23 protein-coding genes are annotated in these 20,656 nt (G+C 37.1%); 15 read left to right on the forward strand and 8 right to left on the reverse strand.

From position 1 onward, the window contains the following. Positions 1 to 15: 15 nt before the first annotated feature. The 11 genes from SB679_RS06170 to SB679_RS06220 all read left to right on the forward strand — a co-directional run bounded on the left by SB679_RS06170 (position 16) and on the right by SB679_RS06220 (position 10,138). On the forward strand, positions 16 to 927 hold the full coding sequence (locus SB679_RS06170) for a DUF4349 domain-containing protein (protein WP_410701414.1): 912 nt from the start codon (positions 16 to 18) through the stop codon (positions 925 to 927). A gap of 275 nt (positions 928 to 1,202) precedes the next feature. After that, positions 1,203 to 1,712 carry an RNA polymerase sigma factor gene (locus SB679_RS06175; protein ID WP_410701415.1) on the forward strand — a complete coding sequence of 170 codons (510 nt, stop codon included), beginning with the start codon at positions 1,203 to 1,205 and terminating at the stop codon, positions 1,710 to 1,712. Continuing rightward, positions 1,702 to 2,310, forward strand: coding sequence for a hypothetical protein (locus SB679_RS06180; protein ID WP_410701416.1), 609 nt, complete (start codon positions 1,702 to 1,704; stop codon positions 2,308 to 2,310). The genes SB679_RS06175 and SB679_RS06180 overlap by 11 nt, the downstream gene beginning before the upstream one ends. A 201-nt stretch (positions 2,311 to 2,511) precedes the next feature. Then, positions 2,512 to 4,152 carry a glucose-6-phosphate isomerase gene (gene pgi / locus SB679_RS06185; RefSeq protein ID WP_410701417.1) on the forward strand — a complete coding sequence of 547 codons (1,641 nt, stop codon included), beginning with the start codon at positions 2,512 to 2,514 and terminating at the stop codon, positions 4,150 to 4,152. A gap of 3 nt (positions 4,153 to 4,155) precedes the next feature. Further along, positions 4,156 to 4,980 (forward strand): class I SAM-dependent methyltransferase, encoded by an 825-nt coding sequence (locus tag SB679_RS06190; RefSeq protein ID WP_410701418.1) that lies wholly within the window; start codon positions 4,156 to 4,158, stop codon positions 4,978 to 4,980. A gap of 18 nt (positions 4,981 to 4,998) precedes the next feature. Next, positions 4,999 to 5,883, forward strand: a complete 885-nt coding sequence (locus SB679_RS06195; RefSeq protein WP_410701419.1) for a bifunctional 5,10-methylenetetrahydrofolate dehydrogenase/5,10-methenyltetrahydrofolate cyclohydrolase — start codon at positions 4,999 to 5,001, stop codon at positions 5,881 to 5,883. A 7-nt stretch (positions 5,884 to 5,890) separates the two neighbouring features. After that, complete coding sequence (locus tag SB679_RS06200; protein WP_410701420.1) at positions 5,891 to 6,520, forward strand: 7-carboxy-7-deazaguanine synthase QueE; 630 nt, start codon at positions 5,891 to 5,893, stop codon at positions 6,518 to 6,520. A 43-nt stretch (positions 6,521 to 6,563) separates the two neighbouring features. Further along, positions 6,564 to 7,934: an exopolysaccharide biosynthesis polyprenyl glycosylphosphotransferase gene (locus SB679_RS06205; protein ID WP_410701421.1), complete on the forward strand. Its 1,371-nt coding sequence runs from the start codon at positions 6,564 to 6,566 to the stop codon at positions 7,932 to 7,934. A gap of 35 nt (positions 7,935 to 7,969) precedes the next feature. Beyond that, positions 7,970 to 8,722: an MlaE family ABC transporter permease gene (locus SB679_RS06210; protein WP_410701422.1), complete on the forward strand. Its 753-nt coding sequence runs from the start codon at positions 7,970 to 7,972 to the stop codon at positions 8,720 to 8,722. Further along, the gene (locus SB679_RS06215; RefSeq protein WP_034709299.1) at positions 8,722 to 9,537 is read left to right on the forward strand and encodes an ABC transporter ATP-binding protein; all 816 of its coding nucleotides are present in this window, start codon (positions 8,722 to 8,724) and stop codon (positions 9,535 to 9,537) included. Before SB679_RS06210 ends, SB679_RS06215 begins: the two co-directional genes overlap by 1 nt. Continuing rightward, on the forward strand, positions 9,521 to 10,138 hold the full coding sequence (locus tag SB679_RS06220; RefSeq protein WP_410701423.1) for an outer membrane beta-barrel protein: 618 nt from the start codon (positions 9,521 to 9,523) through the stop codon (positions 10,136 to 10,138). The genes SB679_RS06215 and SB679_RS06220 overlap by 17 nt, the downstream gene beginning before the upstream one ends. A 39-nt stretch (positions 10,139 to 10,177) precedes the next feature. On the opposite strand, the gene SB679_RS06225 is transcribed toward SB679_RS06220, so the two are convergent. Together SB679_RS06225 and SB679_RS06230 are read right to left on the reverse strand one after the other, a co-directional pair. Then, complete coding sequence (locus SB679_RS06225; protein ID WP_034709297.1) at positions 10,178 to 10,489, reverse strand: hypothetical protein; 312 nt, start codon at positions 10,487 to 10,489, stop codon at positions 10,178 to 10,180. A 94-nt stretch (positions 10,490 to 10,583) separates the two neighbouring features. After that, a complete protein-coding gene (locus SB679_RS06230; protein WP_410701424.1) occupies positions 10,584 to 11,390 on the reverse strand; it encodes a M48 family metallopeptidase in 807 nt (268 codons plus the stop codon). A gap of 107 nt (positions 11,391 to 11,497) precedes the next feature. Between SB679_RS06230 and SB679_RS06235 the strand changes: the two genes are divergently transcribed. Next, the gene (locus SB679_RS06235) at positions 11,498 to 12,037 is read left to right on the forward strand and encodes a DUF4251 domain-containing protein (RefSeq protein ID WP_410701425.1); all 540 of its coding nucleotides are present in this window, start codon (positions 11,498 to 11,500) and stop codon (positions 12,035 to 12,037) included. 3 nt (positions 12,038 to 12,040) lie between these two features. On the opposite strand, the gene meaB is transcribed toward SB679_RS06235, so the two are convergent. Continuing rightward, on the reverse strand, positions 12,041 to 13,030 hold the full coding sequence (meaB, locus tag SB679_RS06240) for a methylmalonyl Co-A mutase-associated GTPase MeaB (RefSeq protein WP_410701426.1): 990 nt from the start codon (positions 13,028 to 13,030) through the stop codon (positions 12,041 to 12,043). Positions 13,031 to 13,169: 139 nt separating this feature from the next. On the opposite strand from meaB, the gene SB679_RS06245 reads away from it, so the two are divergent. Next, positions 13,170 to 13,463 (forward strand): c-type cytochrome, encoded by a 294-nt coding sequence (locus SB679_RS06245; protein WP_410701427.1) that lies wholly within the window; start codon positions 13,170 to 13,172, stop codon positions 13,461 to 13,463. Between the two features lie 118 nt (positions 13,464 to 13,581). On the opposite strand, the gene SB679_RS06250 is transcribed toward SB679_RS06245, so the two are convergent. The 5 genes from SB679_RS06250 to SB679_RS06270 form a co-directional block, all read right to left on the reverse strand. Beyond that, entirely contained in the window at positions 13,582 to 14,574 is a 993-nt protein-coding gene (locus SB679_RS06250) for an enolase C-terminal domain-like protein (RefSeq protein WP_410701428.1), read from the reverse strand. A gap of 56 nt (positions 14,575 to 14,630) precedes the next feature. After that, complete coding sequence (locus SB679_RS06255; protein WP_410701429.1) at positions 14,631 to 15,146, reverse strand: tetratricopeptide repeat protein; 516 nt, start codon at positions 15,144 to 15,146, stop codon at positions 14,631 to 14,633. Next, on the reverse strand, positions 15,133 to 15,831 hold the full coding sequence (prfH, locus tag SB679_RS06260) for a peptide chain release factor H (RefSeq protein ID WP_410701430.1): 699 nt from the start codon (positions 15,829 to 15,831) through the stop codon (positions 15,133 to 15,135). Before prfH ends, SB679_RS06255 begins: the two co-directional genes overlap by 14 nt. A gap of 2 nt (positions 15,832 to 15,833) precedes the next feature. Further along, positions 15,834 to 16,379 (reverse strand): nucleotidyltransferase domain-containing protein, encoded by a 546-nt coding sequence (locus SB679_RS06265; RefSeq protein WP_410701431.1) that lies wholly within the window; start codon positions 16,377 to 16,379, stop codon positions 15,834 to 15,836. 176 nt (positions 16,380 to 16,555) lie between these two features. Continuing rightward, positions 16,556 to 17,947 (reverse strand): RtcB family protein, encoded by a 1,392-nt coding sequence (locus SB679_RS06270; RefSeq protein ID WP_410701432.1) that lies wholly within the window; start codon positions 17,945 to 17,947, stop codon positions 16,556 to 16,558. A 618-nt stretch (positions 17,948 to 18,565) separates the two neighbouring features. Between SB679_RS06270 and SB679_RS06275 the strand changes: the two genes are divergently transcribed. Next, entirely contained in the window at positions 18,566 to 20,014 is a 1,449-nt protein-coding gene (locus SB679_RS06275; protein ID WP_410701433.1) for a DUF4836 family protein, read from the forward strand. Then, complete coding sequence (locus SB679_RS06280) at positions 20,007 to 20,654, forward strand: ATP-binding cassette domain-containing protein (RefSeq protein WP_410701434.1); 648 nt, start codon at positions 20,007 to 20,009, stop codon at positions 20,652 to 20,654. Before SB679_RS06275 ends, SB679_RS06280 begins: the two co-directional genes overlap by 8 nt. The last annotated feature ends 2 nt before the right edge of the window (positions 20,655 to 20,656 follow it).

A 20,656-nucleotide genomic window follows, 5' to 3' on the forward strand; every position in this document is an offset into this window, starting at 1 on the left:
AAAAAAATCAATACTATGAAAACTACTTACATCACCTTATCACTATCTGCTATTTTTTTACTGGGTCTATCTTCATGTAAAAAAGGAGAAGCAGCAACCAGTAAATATGAATCTTTACAGAATGCAGATTCAGCAGCTGTTATTGTTTCAGACAGTGTTTCTTCTGCTGCAACGATGACCGTAAAAGACAAACAGTTCATCAAAACGGCACAAGTAAATATGGAGGTAAAAGATGTATATGAAACTACAGTTTCCATAGAAAAATCAGTTCAGGACCTGGGAGGATTCGTCACTCATAGCAATCTTCAGAGTAATGTGGTTTCTGAAAATACATATGATACGTCCAATGAAGAAGCTATGCTGGTAAAGAAATATCAGACAGAAAATACGATGAACGTCCGTGTACCTACTGAAAAACTGGGGGAATTTTTAACGCTCATCAATAATAAAAAACTGTTTTTAAATTCAAGAACGATTGATGCGGAAGATGTAACAGCGGGTATAAAATACGCAGAGCTTGAGGGCAAAAGGATTAAAAAGACGAATGATAACATTGCACAGCTAAAAACCAGTAAAGACAAAGTGAATATGGGTAATGATAACATGCAGGAAGAAAATACGCAGCAACTGGCCAATATGAATGTAGCTGACAACTTAAAATACAGTACCATAGATATTTATATTAAAGAACCGAAACTCCGCATTACCGAAATCGCCATCACCAACACCACCAGTATTGACAATAAATATAAATTCAACTTCCTGTATGGGGTTAAAACCGCTTTTGTGGAAGGATTTTATTTAATCCAAAGAATATTTGTCGGATTAATCGTGATATGGCCGATCCTGTTAATCTTAGGGGTCGCAGTCTATTTTGTAAGAAAAAGAAAAGCATTCAAAAAACCTAATCAGAATATTTCTGAATAATCATCAGCTATCCTAACCTTCGGGTTATTTATCATAATTTTAGATTTTACTGGCCTCCGCATTTCTTGCGGAGGTTTTTGTATTTTCAACAATTATAAAAAAAACTGTAACGAATATTTTCTTTCTCTTACTTACTCATTAAAACAAGATAAAATTAATAGTATGAGAACATTCGTTCAACCTGGAATCACCACTTTATTATTATCCATTCCTCTTGCAGCAAAAGTACACAGTACAGCCCATAAACAACTATAACTAACCCCATAGAAAACATCGTGAGTAACCCAACCGAAGCGGCTTTCCTGAAGCTCGTCACACAGCATAAAGGCATTTTGTATAAGGCCTCCCGTATGTATGCTGATTCTATTGAAGACCGTGAAGATCTGCAGCAGGAAATAATGATCCAGCTCTGGAAATCTTACCAGAACTTTAAAGGAAACAGCGAATTTTCTACCTGGATGTACCGGGTGGCCATCAATACTGCAATCACCTTCCTGAAAAAAGAAAAAAAGAGGACAGGCAACCAGGCGGATGTTGCGCATCATTTTGAAATGGCGAATGAAGATTACAATCCAACGAAAGACAAGCAGCTGGAAATATTTTATAAAGCTGTCCAGGGACTTAATGCTTTAGAAAAAGCAGTTATCTTTTATTTTATGGAAGGAATGTCACATAAAGAAATCGGTGACAATCTAGGAGTAAGTGAAGGTAATGCCAGAGTAAAGCTCAGCAGAACTAAAGAAAAACTACAACAAATCATTAAAAAATCAGGTTATGAATTTTGACACCTTAAAAACAGAATGGGATAATGAAAACACACCTATACACATTCCCAACACCATAGAGCAATTAAAAAAAAGCAAGCACCCTATTGAAAAGCTTCAGAAAATCATGAAAAAGGAATTCTTCATGCAGATTATAGCCATTATTCTTATTGCTTTCTTCCCGCTTCAATTCGGATTTTCTGCTTCACAAAATATGATCTACTATACATCCTACACCATGTTTGTGGTGATCGCGTCTTATTATCTATCCGGGTTCTATACGTTTTACAAACAGACAGAACTGTATACCGGAAATACCAAAAACAGTTTATGGAAGATCTACCATGAATTAAAACTCAATATGGAAAGGTATCAATCCTTTGGATTTCTATTACTTCCCCACCTTATGATTACATTAGGTTTGGAAACCTATATCGTGACGGAGGGAAAAGGAAAATCTCTAAACGAACTTACCGATTTTCACCTGCAATATCTCATCTTAGCAGTATTAATAGGAACTTTACTGTATGTTGTAGGTATTGTTTTCTGGACCCGATATTTCTATGGACGCCACGCCAAACAGCTGGAAAATATATTGAATGAAATGGACGAAGATTAGCAGGCTGAGATAGCTATACTCAATTTTACCTGATAAAGTGATCGCCCAATTAAAGAAAATTTAACGATAAAGTTCAACCTCCGGATTTCTCGGAGGTTTTATTTTTCCTTAAATTTGCAAATTAGAAACTCAACACGATAGATTTTAGACATTCTAAGTCTTACCGTTGTTTCTTTCAACCTATAATTTAATCCCGGAAATATGCTATCAAAAATAAATCCTATACAAACCAATAGCTGGAAAGCACTCGATGAACATTTTGCAGGAAACGACTTTGAACTAAGAAGTCTTTTTCAATATAATCCGAATCGTTTTGAAGAATTTTCTTTACAAAGAGATAATTTCCTTTTTGATTATTCTAAAAACCTGATCGATACCAAAACAAAAGAGCTTTTATTAAACCTGGCTGAAGAATGCCAGCTGAAGGATGCTATTGCTAAAATGTTTTCAGGTGATAAAATCAATGAAACAGAAGGCAGAGCCGTACTTCATACAGCGTTGAGGGATTTTTCTGATAAAGAAATTCTGGTGGATGGCGAAAATATTAAGCCTCAGATTAAAAATGTCCTGAACCATATGAAATCTTTTTCCGAAAAGATCATTTCAGGAACCCATAAAGGATTCAGCGGAAAAGAAATTACGGATGTCGTAAACATCGGAATCGGAGGTTCAGACCTTGGTCCGGTTATGGTATGTTCGGCATTGAAGCATTTTAAAACAAGACTGGATGTACATTTTGTTTCCAATGTAGACGGAAACCATATCGCTGAAGTGGTAAAGAATTTAAATCCTGAAACAACATTATTCATCATTGCTTCCAAGACATTTACGACTCAGGAAACAATGACCAATGCCAATTCTGCAAAAGACTGGTTCCTGAAAGCAGGAAAGCAGGAAGATGTAGCTAAACACTTTGTAGCCTTATCTACTAATATTCAGGAAGTTAAAAAGTTTGGGATCGCAGAGGAAAACATTTTTGAATTCTGGGACTGGGTAGGCGGAAGATACTCTCTTTGGAGTGCTATCGGACTAAGCATCGTTCTTGCGGTAGGGTATGACAATTTTGAACAGCTTCTAAGAGGAGCTTTTGATACTGATCAGCATTTCCAGACGGCAGATTTCGCAGAAAACGTTCCTGTTTTAATGGGATTATTAGGAATCTGGTACCGAAACTTTTATGCGGCAACCACCTATGCCATTCTACCATACTCTCAATATCTTGACAGATTTGCTGCGTATTTACAGCAGGGAGATATGGAAAGTAACGGAAAATGTGTGGATAGAAACGGTGAATTCGTAGAATATGAAACAGGACCGATTATCTGGGGAGAACCTGGTACAAACGGACAGCATGCTTTCTACCAATTGATTCATCAGGGAACAGAATTGATTCCGGCAGATTTTATCGCGTATGCAAAAAGCTGTAATGTAGTATCTGATCATCAGGATAAATTACTGGCTAACTTTTTCGCTCAGACTGAAGCACTTGCTTTCGGAAAATCGGAAGAGGAAGTGGAAGAAGAATTAAGAAGTGCAGGAAAATCTGACGAAGAGATCAGCAGGCTGGTTAACTTCAAGGTCTTCCATGGAGACACTCCAACCAACTCTATATTATTCAATGAATTAACTCCTTTTTCATTAGGACAGCTAATTGCAATGTATGAACATAAAATCTTTGTTCAGGGAGTGATCTGGAATATCTTCAGTTTTGATCAGTTTGGAGTAGAACTAGGAAAAGTTTTAGCAAATAAAATTTTACCGGAACTTGAAAACAATGAAGAAGTAACTTCTCACGACAGCTCAACCAACGGACTGATCAAGTACTACAAAGGAAATAAATAACGAATGTCTGCATTAAGGTCATATTATTATAAACTGCCTCCCGGCTTAAGGTTATTGGGGAGAAAGATCTATTATTTCCCGATAGACCTTTACGAAGGTGTTACCGGAAAAAGATCTAAAAATGAACCCAAAAAAGGAGATATCTATGTAGGAAGCAGTGATTTCCTTTCACATGGAATCCGTCAGACGAAAGTATTACAGAAATACATTGATCTTAAAAGTACAGATCATGTACTGGATGTAGGATGTGGAATAGGAAGAACTGCCGTTGCCCTGACTGAAGTATTATCAGAGGGAACCTATGATGGCTTTGATGCGGTAGAAAAAGGAATTAACTGGTGCAACAAGCATATCCATACAAAACATTCTCATTTCAATTTTAAGTTTACGCCGATTTATAATGATCTCTATAATTCTTACAGTCAGAAGGCTGAAGATTTTACATTTCCTTATGATCAGGGCAAATTTGATAAAGTATTTTTGTTCTCTGTCTTCACCCATATGCAGATTCCTGAGATCAAAAGATATTTAAAGGAAATAAGCCGTGTCCTAAAAAATGACGGAGCATGTCTTGCTACCTTCTTTTTGTATGATGATTCTAAAAAAGAGAGCGGTTCAATGCTTTTTTCTCATGTGTATGATGGATACAAGCTTATGGATGACAAAGTAACCGCAGCCAATATTGCGGTGAGTATCTCATTATTAAACAAAATGGCAAATGATGCCGGCCTACAGGTAAATACGGTGAAAGGAGGATACTGGAGAAATGATGTAGAAAAGGAAAATGCCGATGAATTTCAGGATATTGTAGTATTTAAAAAAATCTAATAAAAATAAAAAGTAAAAATGGCAGAAATTCTTGACGGACTTAAAGTATCCAAAGAAATAAAAGCAGAAATCAAGGTTGAAGTTGAAAAAATCCTTGAGAGCAAGAAAAGAGCACCTCACCTGGTGGCCATTCTTGTAGGAAACAACGGAGCAAGCAAAGCCTATGTAAACAGTAAGGTGAAAGATTGTGAGGAAGTAGGATTCCGTTCTACCCTTGTAAAATTTCCAAGCACGGTTTCAGAATCTGAACTATTGGAAAAAATCGATGAATTAAATAAATCTAAAGCAGTAGACGGTTTTATCGTTCAGCTTCCTTTACCGGACCAGATCGATCAGGAGAAAATCATTCTGGCGATTGATCCGAGAAAAGATGTTGATGGTTTCCACCCGGAAAATTTTGGAAAAATGGCACTGGAAATGGATACATTTCTTCCTGCTACTCCATTCGGAATTTTAACATTATTGGAAAGATATAACATCGAAACAAAAGGAAAAGACTGTGTCATTATCGGAAGAAGTAAGATCGTAGGAAGACCGATGAGTATCCTGATGGGTAGAAAAGACTTCCCGGGGAACTCTACCGTTACCCTTACCCACTCTTATACGAAAGACATCGAAGAATATACTAAAAAAGCAGATATCGTAATTACAGCCTTGGGAGATCCTCATTTCCTGAAAGGAGAAATGATAAAAGATGGTGCAGTAATTGTGGATGTAGGAATCACCAGAGTGGATAACGACTCTCCAAAAGGATATTACCTGGCAGGTGATGTAGATTTTGACAGCTGTGCAGCAAAAGCAAGCTGGATCACCCCTGTACCGGGAGGTGTAGGACCAATGACAAGAGCCATGTTGATGAAAAACACCATCATCGCTTACAAAACTTCAGTCTATAACGACTAATTTTATAATGAACAAAGAAGAAGATATTTTATTAAAAGAAGGTAAAATGCTCCCTGTGATGGAGCATTTTTACACTTTACAAGGAGAAGGAGCACACACCGGAAAAGCAGCCTATTTTATCCGATTGGGAGGCTGTGACGTCGGCTGTCACTGGTGCGATGTAAAAGAAAGCTGGAACCCGGATTTACATCCGCTAATGCATGCCGAAGAAATTGCCGAAACTGCTGCAAAACACTGTAAAACAATTGTTTTAACAGGTGGAGAGCCCTTAATGTGGAATCTGGACGTGCTGACATCTAAATTAAAGGAATTGGGATGTACCATACATATTGAAACGTCAGGGGCTTATCCGATGAGCGGACAACTGGATTGGATTACCCTTTCTCCTAAGAAAACAGGTCTTCCCAAAGAAGAAATCTATCAGAAAGCCAATGAGCTTAAAGTAATCGCTTTCAACAACAACGATTTTGCTTTTGCACAGGAGCAGGCTTCCAAAGTTTCAGAACATTGTAAGTTATATCTTCAAAGTGAGTGGAGCAAACGTGATGAGATGTATCCTAAAATTACAGACTTTATCTTAGCTCACCCGGAATGGCAGGCATCGGTGCAAACTCATAAATACTTAAATATCCCATAAAAAAACGTACCTTAGCTCTTCGTATCCGCTATAACACTGATAGATGCAGAGAATTCGATACTCTAGATACCTGAAATCGATCATCATACTGCTTGACCTCTTGGTTATTGCATCTATTTTTGTATTCTTTTTTTTAAGCAGAAATGAAAATTTAAAATACAATAAAGAGACGTGGTATCAGAATATTTTTTCTTTGATATTGCTGTTTTTGTTTTGGATGTTATTAAGCGGCAGAACAAAAATTTATAATGTCGCAAGGAATTTAACTTATACCCTCTTTTTGGAGCGGCTGCTGATTCACTTTATTTTTTTTATACTCGGTGTACTGCTTATAGGAAAGGTAAGTTACAATGTATTTTTCAATTCGGATATCTACTGGCTTTCCTTTTTTCTTTTTTTCTGTATTTTTCTTGTGAAATCGATTATCTATTTTGCGATAAAATATTTTCGCTCACAAGGGATTAACTACAGGAATGTAATGTTTCTGGGAGAGACCGGTTCCACCGAAATCCTGAAAAATATATTTCAGGACAGAAAAGACTACGGATACAGGATTTTCGACTATGAAACTTCCGATATAAGTGCTGAGCAACTTGTAGGCTTCTGGAAGGAAAATGAAATTCATACGCTGTTTTTATCTACGGAAAATTCATTTGATGAACGGAGTGAAACTGAAATTTTCAGATTAGCTGAAAACAATAAAGTTCATATTTCATTAATTCCAAGCATTACTCAAAGTGATTTTTTCCTTTATGATCTGGGCTATATTCAAACTCAGCCTATTCTCATCCAGGCAAAATATCCCTTAGATTATTATGCTAATTTTCTGGTGAAAAGGACTTTTGATTTCATATTTTCAATTACAGTATTGGTTTGTGTATGTTCCTGGTTATTTCCCATTATAGCCATTTTAATAAAGGCCAGCTCTAAAGGCCCAGTTTTTTTTCTGCAGAAAAGATACGGCTTCCACGAAGAAGTGTTTCACTGCATTAAATTCCGGACGATGATTGTGAACGATGAATCCAGTACTAAAACTACTCAGGAAAATGATTCAAGGATTACCAAAATCGGAAAATTTTTACGCAAAACCAGCCTTGATGAGCTTCCGCAATTCCTTAATGTAATTAAAGGAGAAATGTCAATCGTAGGACCGAGACCCCATATGCTTTCTGTAGATAATTTCTATAAGCCCAAGATTGGCAGATACAGCTTAAGAAGTGTTGTAAACCCCGGAATTACGGGCCTTGCACAAGTAAGCGGCCTTCGTGGAGATTCCGGAGATGTAGAAGTTGAAATGAAAAAACGCATCCTGGCCGATACTTTTTATGTAAGAAACTGGAGTTTTGTTCTGGATTTGGTTATTATTTTAAAAACCATTGTATTGGTAATTGGCGGAGATAAAAATGCAAAATAAATAATGCTTTAATAAAAATAGTCTAATTTAGCACCATGTTAAAAAAGTTTTTTACAGCAGTAGGAGAATACATGATCCTTCTAGGTAAATCCCTTCAGAAACCTCAGAAAATGAGGGTATTCTGGAAGCTGTTCATGAGAGAAATAAACGATTTGGGAGTCAATTCATTTGGGCTCGTTATATTCACTTCTATATTTGTAGGAGCAGTAGTTGCCATTCAGATGTTCAATAATTTTGATGCATCTTCATTTCCAATCCCGCATTCATTCGTGGGATATGCAACAAAAGCCGTTTTAGTACTGGAATTTTCTCCTACCATTATCAGCTTGATTCTGGCAGGAAAAGTTGGCTCATATATTGCTTCAAGTATAGGAACAATGAGGGTTTCGGAGCAGATCGATGCACTGGATATCATGGGAGTAAACTCTCCTAATTTCCTGATATTGCCCAAAATACTCGCCTGTATGATCTTTAATCCGTTACTGATTGCCATCAGTATCGTATTTGGTATCGGCGGAGGTTATATGGCAGGGATTTTAACCGGAAACTGGACGGAATCAGATTACATTACAGGAATACAGATGTATATGCCTAATTTATTTATCTACTATGCATTTGCAAAAACCACTGTATTTGCATTTATCATTGCTTCAGTACCTGCTTATTTCGGATATTTCGTAAAAGGAGGATCGCTGGAAGTTGGTAGAGCAAGTACACAGGCAGTAGTTTGGACGATGGTCTTCATTATCCTTTCCGAACTAGTTTTAACCCAACTAATATTAAGCTAATGATTGAGGTAAAAGATCTTAAAAAGAGTTTTGATGATGTTGAAGTACTTAAAGGAATTTCAACCACTTTTGAGAAAGGAAAAGTAAACTTGATTATTGGCCAGAGTGGCTCAGGAAAAACCGTTTTCCTGAAAAGTTTATTGAATGTATACCAGCCTTCTTCAGGAGAAATCCTTTTTGACGGAAGAGATATCAATGTGATGAACCGCGAAGAGAAACAGCATTTACGCTCTGAAATAGGGACCCTGTTCCAGGGAAGCGCACTGTTTGACTCTTTAACGGTAGAAGAAAATATCATGTTCCCGCTGGATATGTTCACCAACCTGACTTTCAGAGAGAAGAAAAGAAGGGTTTTCGAAGTGATTGGAAGAGTACATTTAGATAAAGCCAACAGAAAGTTTCCATCGGAGATTTCAGGAGGTATGCAAAAAAGGGTTGCCATTGCAAGAGCTATTGTAAACCACCCGAAATATTTGTTTTGTGATGAGCCGAATTCCGGTCTTGATCCTTATACTTCTAATGTAATTGATGATCTTCTTCTCGAAATTACGAAAGAATACAACACCACTACGATTATCAATACCCATGATATGAACTCTGTAATGACCATCGGTGAAAAGATTGTCTATCTGAGATTAGGAATCAAAGAATGGGAAGGAAATAAAGATGTTCTGATTACAGCAGGCAATAAAAATCTTATTGACTTCGTTTATTCATCAGAACTGTTTAAAGAACTGAGAGAATATCTGCTTGAGAATAATAAAACTATTGAGAATACAATTACAAAAATAGACGACAATGAAAAAGGTATTTAGTATCGCATTAATAGGTATTTCTATGTTCGCTTCTGCACAGATATCCCTTGCAGGTAAAGCGAATTTAATATTTCCAACAGGTTCTCCAACCTGGAAAAATATTTCCGGAACAGTAAATAATGCTATAGAAAATAAAGGAAGTAATAATGTGGGTTTTAATTTAGGACTTTCATTGAGAGTAAATCTTCCAACTTCATTTTTCTTAATGCCGGAACTGTATTACACGCATTTTAAGAATGAATTTACAGATCCTGTATCCAATACAAGTTTCGATGTTAAAAGCAACCGTATCGACCTTCCTGTGCTTTTAGGACATAATGTTCTGGGAAATACGCTGGGAGTATTTGTAGGTCCCGTTGCCAGCTATAATCTGAGTAAGGATAATACATTCAACGATTTTAAGGAAAACGTTAAAAACAATTTCACAGTTGGATACCAGTTTGGGGCACAGCTTGAAATAAAGAAACTTATTGTGAATGCAAAATATGAAGGTGCATTTAGTAAGGACACCAGAAACTTTATCAATAAAGTATCCGGTGAAGAAATAAGATACGACAACAGACCCAACTTATTCATGGTGGGGCTTGGATATAAATTTTAATTCCTTCGAAAATAACAGCTATAAAAAAATCCTCAAATTTTAAATTTGAGGATTTCTATTTTGTGCCTGTAATTCAGCTTCACGTTTTGCTATTTCAGCCGTTTGCTTTTCCAGTTCTTCTTTATCTTTCTGAAGTTGTTTGAACTCTTTCCTTTGCTGCTCTGCTTTTATCGCACTTCCCTTACTCACATATCCTACCATTCCACCGATAATTAAACCAATGCCTACTCCTGCCATAACTCCCATGACATGAGACATGGTAATTTTTTCAACCGTAAAATCTGTAGTCAGATAAAACAGCAACGCTGATACTGCTAAAAGGATAAGTCCTGTGATTGATAAACTCTTCATAATATTGTGTTAAGTGATTAAAGTCATTGAAAGCCTTATCCAATCAGTGAAAATTTAATAAGGCTTTATTGAGGGCTAGAATACGAATGATTCCTTATATTTTTCCTCCTGCTGCTTTATAGTATTCCAAAGCTTTAGGAAGATCTTTATTAATATCTGAAATTCTTGTTTCAGGATTCGGGTGGGTAGATAAAAACTCTGGCTGTCTTGATCCTGAAGCAGCACCTTCCATCCTATTCCAGAAAGGAATAGCAGCTCTTGGGTCATACCCTGCCATTGACATTAGATAAAGCCCCATTTCATCAGCTTCTGACTCCTGATTTCTTCCATACTTCAATAAAGCAACCTGAGATCCAACCGGATATACCTTCTGGAATACACTTGCCCATTGAGCATTTGATATCGTTCCACCAAGAATAGCTCCTCCATATTGGGCAACCATAGCCTGGGAGATTCTTTCATTTCCATGGCCTGCCAATGCATGAGACACTTCATGTCCTAATACTACGGCAAGTCCGTTATCATCTTTGGTAACAGGTAATATTCCAGTATATACTGCAACTTTACCTCCGGGCATACACCAGGCATTCAGCTCACTGCTTTGTAAAAGATTGAATTCCCAGTTATAATTGGCAAGATCTGCAGATCTTCCAATGCTCTGGTAATATCTTTCTGCTGCACCCTTTATTCTGGTTCCTACATTGGCTACCCTTTTTGCGTCTGATGTCCCGGTAATTACTTTACCTTTAGATAAGGTTGTTTTATATTCCTGAGAAGACATTGTCAAAATTTCTGAGTTATTTGCCAACTGCAGCGAAGACCTTCCTGTAATTGGGTTTGTTGTACAAGCTGCAACTGATACAGCCATTGCTCCCATTCCAAGTAGATGTGTTAATTTCATAGTTCGTGTATTAATAGTTCAACATTAACAATTTTTATTCCAAAAAATTTTAGAAGGAATATATTTGCATGTATTTTGCTTGTTTAAATTTAACAATTATTACGATTATGAAAAAGTATATATCACTTATATTTATTTTTGGATTTTTATTTTTTTTCCAGAGTTGTGCTTCGCAGGGCTCATCCGATCCAAAAACAGTAGATGCCATGGTGAATTCTCAGGATTTTACCTTCTATGCACAGCGAGCAAACCCTACGAACTATGATGTCATCAATGTGATGAACTCGATACCAAATGCTCCTGCTTCCCGAATCTTAGATTTGAACGGAAATTACACCGTTGAACTGAGAAATAATGTGGTAGAGGTCGTTCTTCCTTATTTTGGAAGACTTTTTACAGCTTCAACATTTGGCGGTGGAAACGATAAAACAAGTTACCGTTTTACCTCAAAAGATTTTGGAATTACAAAAACACAAAATAAAAAAGGGAATTGGGTGGTAAGAATTAAACCTAATGACGTGAGCAATGTAGATGAAATGATCATTGAGGTTTATAAAAACGGGAAAGCTTTTGTATCCATGAGAAGCAATGATCGCCAGCCTATAACGTATGACGGCTACGTTTCTAAAAATGAAGAAAAAAAGTAAACCTTAACGTTTTTCTTTCGCTAAGAATTTTTCTACAAATAATTTTGCTTCGGTACTTGGACTAGAAACCATTTCCGAAGCATTTTTTTTATGGCTGATATATGCTTCTTCCACAGCATCACTTTTTTTCATCATCGCCAGAATATATTCCTGGACCCAGTATTCAAAACGCTTTTCTGCCTGATGGGTTCTGATCTCGCTAAAGCGCCCTGCACTTTTTTTCAAAGCAATGAATTCATCAATTTTGGTATACACCTCAGCTAATCCTTCATTATGCAGTGCTGAACCCAATAATACCGGAATTTTCCAGTCTTTTTCTTTAGGAGGAATAAAATCAAGTGCTCTTTTCAGTTCTAATCTTGTATTTTTTGCTTTTTGCAAATTATCCTGTTCCACTTTATTAATGAAAATGAGATCTACCATTTCCATAATCCCACGCTTGATGCCCTGAAGTTCATCTCCGCCGCCGATAATTTTAAGAAATAAAAATACGTCGGTAATATCCGCTACCAGAACTTCCGACTGGCCTACTCCTACGGTTTCAATAAGAATATAATCATAGCCGGCAGCCTCGCAGATCATCATGGTTTCAAAAGTCGTATTGGCAACTCCCCCCAGAAAACCTGAACTTGGGGAAGGACGGATGAATGCATTTTCTTCTTTTGCAAGTTCTTCCATCCTGGTTTTATCCCCTAAAATACTTCCTTTATTGATTGAGGAACTTGGATCAATAGCCAGAACAGCCACTTTTTTCCCATTAGCAATAGCCAGCCGTCCGAAATTTTCTATAAAAGTAGATTTACCTGCTCCAGGTACTCCTGTGATTCCCACTCGAATTGAATTTCCGGTGAAAGGCATTATTTGTTTTAATAATTCCTCTGCCTGCAGCCTATGCTCCGCTTTTTTACTTTCCACTAAGGTAATAGCTTTTGCGGTCAGGCGTTTGTTTCCTGACCGTATTCCTTCTATTAGTTCTTCTGTAGAAAATTTCATGAGTTCAAAAATAGGAAATTAACCTTCATAATCCCACACCACCCACCGTTAATTTTATTTCTTCTAAATTAAAACTAGATTGAATTTTATCAACCAGAAGGGGATTTTGCTACATTTGTTATCAATCAAAGAAAGAAACATGAAAAAAATAATTGCTATAGCAACGTTCACTGGTATTTTGCTAGCTTCTTGTACGCCAAAAACATCAGCGACAACGGCTCCTGTCAGTGCTGCACAATCGACAGCAGAACAGATCGCACAAGGAAAAACAATTTTTGAAAACTCTTGCGGAAGATGTCATAAATTACCTGATCCTACCTCACATACCTCTGTACAATGGGTAGGCATCATGAACGCTATGGCTCCAAAAGCTAAATTAACGGATGAACAGCACCAGTGGGTATATGATTATATTGTTTCTGTAAAAAAGTAGCAAACTCACTCCTTCAGAAAATATAGATTAAAATCATTTACAATGCTGATTTTTAAAACTGAAAATCAGCAATAAGGACTTCGTTGATCAAATATAAAATAAGCTTTCTTATGAGAGCTTATTTTATTTCTATCCCCAACCCGGGTTTGTCTGATAACATTATTTTTCCCTTGTCTACGAAGTTTCCTCTGGCATAATCATTGGCAATAAGTTCAGCACCGTCAAGATCTGAATAGTCTGCCAATCCAGCTAAGATACATGCCGCTGAAATACCGACTGTAGATTCTGTCATGCAGCCGATCATTATCTTATAGCCCAATTCTCTTCCTTTCTTTATCATTTCCAGAGCAGGGGTCAATCCTCCGCACTTCATGAGTTTAATATTAATGCTTTTGTAATAAGGAATTAATGCTTCCAGAGAGTTTATATTCTGACAATCCTCATCTGCCATCCAATTGGCAAAGCTGTCTTTTTTCAGCATTTGATAGTGACCAACAGGCATAGGCTGTTCAAGATAAGAAAATTGATTAGCATGAGTATATTCCTGAAGCTTGAGACAATCATCAACCGTGAAGCTCGCATTGGAATCTAAAGCTATTTTTTTCTGTAATGGTAAAAGCTTTTCGATATCATTCATATTTAATCCTTTGCATTTCACTTTAAAACGGTTCCAGCTGCTTTTTTCAATTTTTCTGATCTGCTCATCAATAGAACCTATGGAAATGGTAATGGAACTTTCAGCCAGGTGATCAAAGGGGAGATTATTTAATTCAATACAACTTTTATTTTCCAGTTTACCAAACAGATCCCAAAAGGCACAATCCAGTGCAGACTGTAAAAAAGGGTGAAGGTGTAGATTGGATAAAAATCTGAAAAATTCTTTAGGATGGATTATTTGTTGCGTTTCAATTGATGATCTTATCTTTTTCAAGGTTGAAACAAAAACCTGAAGATCAATTTGATAATAATCTATTGCCACACATTCTCCATATCCTTTACATCCTTGATGGGATAATGCTACGAGCAAAGCTTCCCGCTTATCATAGTTTCCGTAAGCGATGGAGAATGTTTCTTTCAGCCGAAGCTGCTTGCGTTCAAAATGCAGTTCCATCTATTAAAACTACAAAAAAAGAGACCAAAATGGTCTCTTTTACTTAAACTAAAGCATTACTTAGTCTTCTTTTTGGACTTTTCTTTTACCTTTTTAGGGGATTTTGCCTTTATAAATTTCACCTTCCCATTTAAAAAATCAAGCATACTTTGCGCATAGCTGTATTTTTTTGCTTCTTTAAGTTGCTCCAGCGCTGTTTTATATTCAAGCCTGATCTCGAAAAGTAAAGCTTTAAGTATTAATATTCTGCATTTATCGATCCCTTTGATTTTTAAAGCGTATTCAATCAATTTCTCTGCTTCTTCCAGGTCTTCATTATCTAAGAGACATCTGATATAATACTGTGGTGTATTGAGATTGGTTACATCATACTGCATCGCCTCTTCGAAATAAAGCTTTGCTTTTTCGTAATCAATCAGCATTTCGCTGTATATTCTTCCCATCAGGCAAAGGCTGTCCGCATCTTCAGGGTCGTAGGACAAGGCATAGTTCAGTGCTTCCAGGCAATCCGGAAGACTATATGGATAATTGTCCAGTGCCTCAAAATAATATTTATTTTTAGTTAAGGTCATTTTTGTAGTTTTTGAGTTCGCTTTTTAACATGTTTCTTTGTTTCTTGAAAGACTTTTCCTGAAAATTTTTCTTAAAATCTGTTCCTGAAAATGTCCGGACCGGGTTTCCTCTCTGCACTTGCAGATGATTGTTCCAGGTTTCCTGCATTCTTTTTTCCAGCTGCCGGATGTACAATCCCGTCACTTTTTCATGGAGCCGTGCAACTGCTAATTTTTTATTGTCAAGCTGCGAGCGGGAGTCCTGTGCAAAAACACTCTCTCCTGTCGGAATATGAGTGGCCCGAACGGCTGTATTCACTTTATTGACATTCTGGCCTCCGCTTCCTTGGCTTCTTGTAGTTTGAAACTGGATATCTTTTTCATGGAAATGTATTTTTTCAACATCTTCAATTTCAAAAATACCGATGAACCAGTTGCTTCTTTTATGAAGTTTTCTGAAGGTACTTTTACCTGTCCAGCAGATACTTCCCAACCAGCTGGTAAGGAATTCTGGAATATTTTTCCCTTTTAAAAGAAGGGTTGCAGATTTTAAGGTGAGGTTTTCGTCCCCATTTTCTCGATGAATAATTTCGTAGTCTATCGTATTTTGTTTCGCCTCATCAAGGAAAGCCTTCAATACCTTGGCAACTACCCATTGGCATTCTAAAGGTCCTCTTCCTGAGGTTATTTGTATGATTTTTTCCATTGTTACCTAGGTATTTCGCTTAATCTGGAATGTCCCACCGGATCAATTCCTTTTTCTAATAAATCTTTTGCAGCCATTACCGCCCAGCATTTATCACTGGAATGAATATTTCTGTAAAATGAAAGTAAAAGTTCAGGCTTCACAACAGTAAAACCATTTGCTTGAATGGTTTCAAGATCATTTCTTTCGAAGAAATCGATGGTAATCCTGTGACTCTTGCCAGCTTCCAGCTCAACGATTTTTTCATACCTACGGAAATTTTCTTCGCTTGGCAGATGATCATATCGTGTCCAGACTTTCTGAAACCCTTCCTGATGAAGTGTTATAAGGACTTCTGCAACGTTTTCTTTTTTTACAAAAATATCTATATCCTTATGGTCGTGTGCGTGTTTGTACTCTGTGTGTCCTGCTTCAGACATACAATGCCACGCCCACCCTCCGGATAAGATGACTGTCTTTTTTAATTTTTCTAAAATTTCAAGTCCGTATCGGATTCTGAATTCCGGCCAGACTTCTCCGTATCTTTTTATATTGTGGGTTGCTCCCATTATTTTTGTTTTTGTTAATCATTGATGGTTGATGGTTTATAGTTGTCTGTAGCTTCTACTGACAACCATAAACAGTCAACTTATTATTATATTGGTTTAGGTAAGCGTAAGCTGATGGTGCTTAAAACTCTAACAACCATCAACTAACAACCATCAACTAAAAACCATCAACCATTTTACTTATCCATTCTCACAATTCTTGGCTGAAAAGTTCCGAGGATATCTACCAGTTCACTTTGTGCACTCATGACTTCATTGATGTCTTTATATGCCATTGGTGCTTCTTCGGTATTTCCGCCCATCAAAATGACATTTTTAAGTTTCAATTCTTTTTTAATGTCGTTTTGCGTGAACAGGTTTCTGCATTCTCCTCTTGAATAAGCTCTTCCCGCGCCATGTGAAGCTGAATTCAGTGAATCTGGATTTCCTTTTCCGCGAACAATAAATCCTTTTGCGGTCATTGATCCGGGAATCATTCCTAGCTCATTTTCATTGGCTGGAGTTGCCCCTTTTCGGTGGACAATCACTTCTTTTCCGTTGTGGATTTCCTTCCATGCGAAATTGTGATGGTTTTCAATTCTTGCTTTCACTCTGCCTCCAACCGCTTTCACCAATCTCCGGTGAATATCGTCATGACAGGCGGAAGCATAGTCTCCGGCCAGATTCATTGCCGTCCAGTATTCTAATCCAAGATGGGTGTTCAGGTCCAGCCATGCGAAGTTCTGTGCTTCTTTCGGCAACGGACATTGGTCTACAGCTACCCTGGAGTAATACTGTGCGATTTCTGCTCCTAATCCACGGGAACCGCTGTGAGAAAGAATTCCAAGATACTTCCCTTTTGGAAGTCCGATCTGGACATCTTCTTCTGTAATCTCCACTTCCCCGAATTCTACAAAGTGGTTTCCACCGCCGGAGCTTCCCATCTGTTTAATGGCTTTGCCTTTTAACCGTCTCAAAATCGGAATCATATCGAAGGTATCTCTGTCAAAAATTTCATGATCGACATGAGATTTATGGGTTTCGTACATCCCGAATTTGGTGTGCTCGGCCAGTGCTTTTTCATATTTATCTTTTGCACCGTCCAGATATGAAACTGGCGTATCCAAAATACTGAGGCTCATTCTGCAGCCAATGTCCATTCCGACTCCGTAAGGAATCACTGCATTTTCTACTGCGAGAACTCCACCGATCGGAAGGCCATACCCACTGTGTGCATCAGGCATCAATGCTCCCTGTGTAGAAATAGGAAGCTTCAAGGCAGTATACAACTGATTTTTTGCTTCATCTGAAATATTATTTCCGAAGATCTGAAAAGAGGTACGGTTGGTATTCAGCATTCTTTTTTCTGTTTTCTTGGATGAAAGCAGGGCTTCTGCAATCTGTCCGAAGGTTAGATCTTTTTCAAAATCCTCCGGATGAATCAGAATTTCCTTTAAAAGGGATTTTACATGGTGAATATTTTTAGTCGCAAAGTTTCTTTTCATGACTTCTAAAGCGATGTTGACACTTTGATTATTTGGATATCCTAATTTTAATATATCTTTTCCTTTAATTTTTAAATTTCCCATTGTTTTATATTTAGAGATAAGAAGGCTGATGATTATAGCTAGATTCAAGATACCAGATATCAGATGTCAGATTGTAGACATTAGATATCGGATACCGAATGTTTAAGCATCAGCCTTGTTCCAACTAAAATTATAGTTGAAATTTTTGCTTCTATTCAGTTTTAATTTCTGAAAATAGGCAGGTGGAGTTTCTAGCCCCGATTGCAGTGGTTACCCCGCAGCGAGCCTGAAAGGCGAGCGAGGAGTACTAACGGAAAGCGGGAAATAGCTCCTGAATTTGTTATAAAATGATTCCGGGAAAACTGTAGTTTTTAAGTATTGCGCAATAAAAAACCCGAAATCTTACGACTTCGGGTTTTGATATTTCATTATACTGTTGTTCTAAGAGTGTACCAAACCACGAAGCCTCACCACCATAAGTGGCAAACCGAAAGGAGAATTATGATCTAATTTGAACATTGCTTCGTTGTTTTTTAAGGGTTAAACTTGATTTTGTGGTGCAAATATATTAAAATTTCTGAATATCAAAGTTTTAATTTGTTTTTTTTACGTTTTACTGATAAATAAATCTCCATCGGGTGTACAAAATAGTATATTTGTTTTCTTATACTAAAAATTATGAAAAACACTTTAATGAGAACGTTATTTTACGTATTCGCGGTCGCGATTCTCTTTTCATGCAAATCCAACAAGAATGATGATGTCTTGAATTACACTACCGACACCACTCTTGGACTGTCGAGAGTAAACCTCAAGACCATCTCTGATAAAATTCCTGTTGATAAAATTCTAAAGGAAAAAAAAGATTTAAAGGAGGATGAGAAATTTTTCCTTCAGCTGGTTAGCAAACCAAAGGAATCGGGTATTAATGTAGATAAACCTCTTTACTTCATCGTAGATCAGGGGAAATCAACTTCTGATCCGGATCCGAAAGCTTTTTTCTGGATCAGTGATAAAGCTAAGTTCCAGAAGTCTATGTCTGACCTTACCAAAACGAAGGTAACGATCGACAAAAAAGATTACATCTATGTAGACGGCAAGATAACAGGAAGCATAAAAGGAGATATGGCTATCGTTTCCAGCGATAAATCATACAATCCGTACAGCGGCTACAATTATATGAATACGCCGGGGATTGATACTTCTTCTAAACTTAATGAAAAGTACTTCACCGATTTCTGGTCGAGAAAAGGAACTTCAAGTTCTGTTATTAAGGAGCAGGTAAACCAGTCTTTGGTTAGTGATAAAGACATCAGTGGATGGATTAATCTTGCAGCGGTTGCGAGCTATGTTTCTAAAGGATATATCGAAACACTTGCTGTGAACAAATTAATCAAGGATTCTGGAATCGGTTTTGATTTTAATTTTGATAAAGGTAAATCTGAAATGGATACTAAAACGTTCTTCAACAGCGACATGAAGAAGATCGTAGGCAAGTATTATGACAAAAATAAAATCAATTATGATCTGGTAAAAAATGTAGAATTAGATAATGCAAAATCTTTCACTATCGGATTTTTCAGTTTAGATTTTATGAGATATCTTGTGAAAGAGGCTGGATTTGAAGCTACGATCAATCATTATTTATCTTCAGCCAACAAGACTCTTGAGGACATTACCACAACTTTTACAGGAGATTATGCTTTTGCAGAGTTTAAATCACCTACGGATTCTGCGAATTATTACCCATCAAATAAAGCGGTTGTTTTAGGTTTTAATCCTAAAAAGAAAGATGTTCTTACTAGTTTGCTTCAGGGTCCTCTTTCTGAGGGTAAAAAATATATGATTTCTGACAATCAGGTTCTTTTCTCTGATGATAATGCTGTGATTTACCAATTCCAAAATAAGAAAGCAGGAAAAAATGCAAAACTTGGGGAAAAATCCGGGATTACCTCTTATTCATGGTCTGACGGAAAGGAATACAACTCAAAGAAAAATGTGGATGTTAATATTATAGATGCTGTCAACGAGTCTAAAGAAGACAACGGAAACCTGGTTTCCAAAACGGTATTTACTTTGGATAAGAAAGATGAGAATGCATTGTATTACTTAATAATGAATGGATAATATTGTATTAGAAAATATTTCGCCCCGATATTTCACTCCCAAGAATATAACGCAGTCCGAAATATGGAATAGGGATATTGTCTTCAGCAAAGGAGACAAACGCCTTATCATCGCGCCTTCCGGGAGTGGAAAATCTACACTTGCCACCGCAATGCTGGGAATGCATTTTCAGTATGAAGGCAGCATCAAATATGGCCAGCAGCCGGTACAAAAACTACATCTTGAAGAAATTGTAGACAACAGGAAGCAAGGGGTAAGCCTGCTATTTCAGGATGTAAGGCTGATTAAAGATCTCAGCATCTCGGAAAATATTCTTCTCCGCGTTTTTAATAAGGACCGGAAACCATTTATTCCTGTTATGGAAGAATATGCTTCAAGGTTAGGGATTGAAGACCTTTTAAACAAAAAAGCAGAGAACTGCTCTTACGGGGAACGGCAGAGAAGTGCTATTGTAAGAAGTCTGATCAATCCGACAAATTTTCTGATCTATGATGAGTGTTTCAGCCATCTTGATCTGGAAAATAAGAAGATAGCTTTTTCCCTGATTAACGAAGTATCGCAGAGCAGTGGAAGTTCTGTCCTGTTTTTTGAGCTTAATGAGTTTCCTTTTGAACATGATTATAAAATTCTTCATCTTTAAAG

This window comes from Chryseobacterium sp. SIMBA_029, assembly GCF_046535275.1.
In the GTDB taxonomy this organism is placed as follows: Bacteria; Bacteroidota; Bacteroidia; order Flavobacteriales; family Weeksellaceae; genus Chryseobacterium.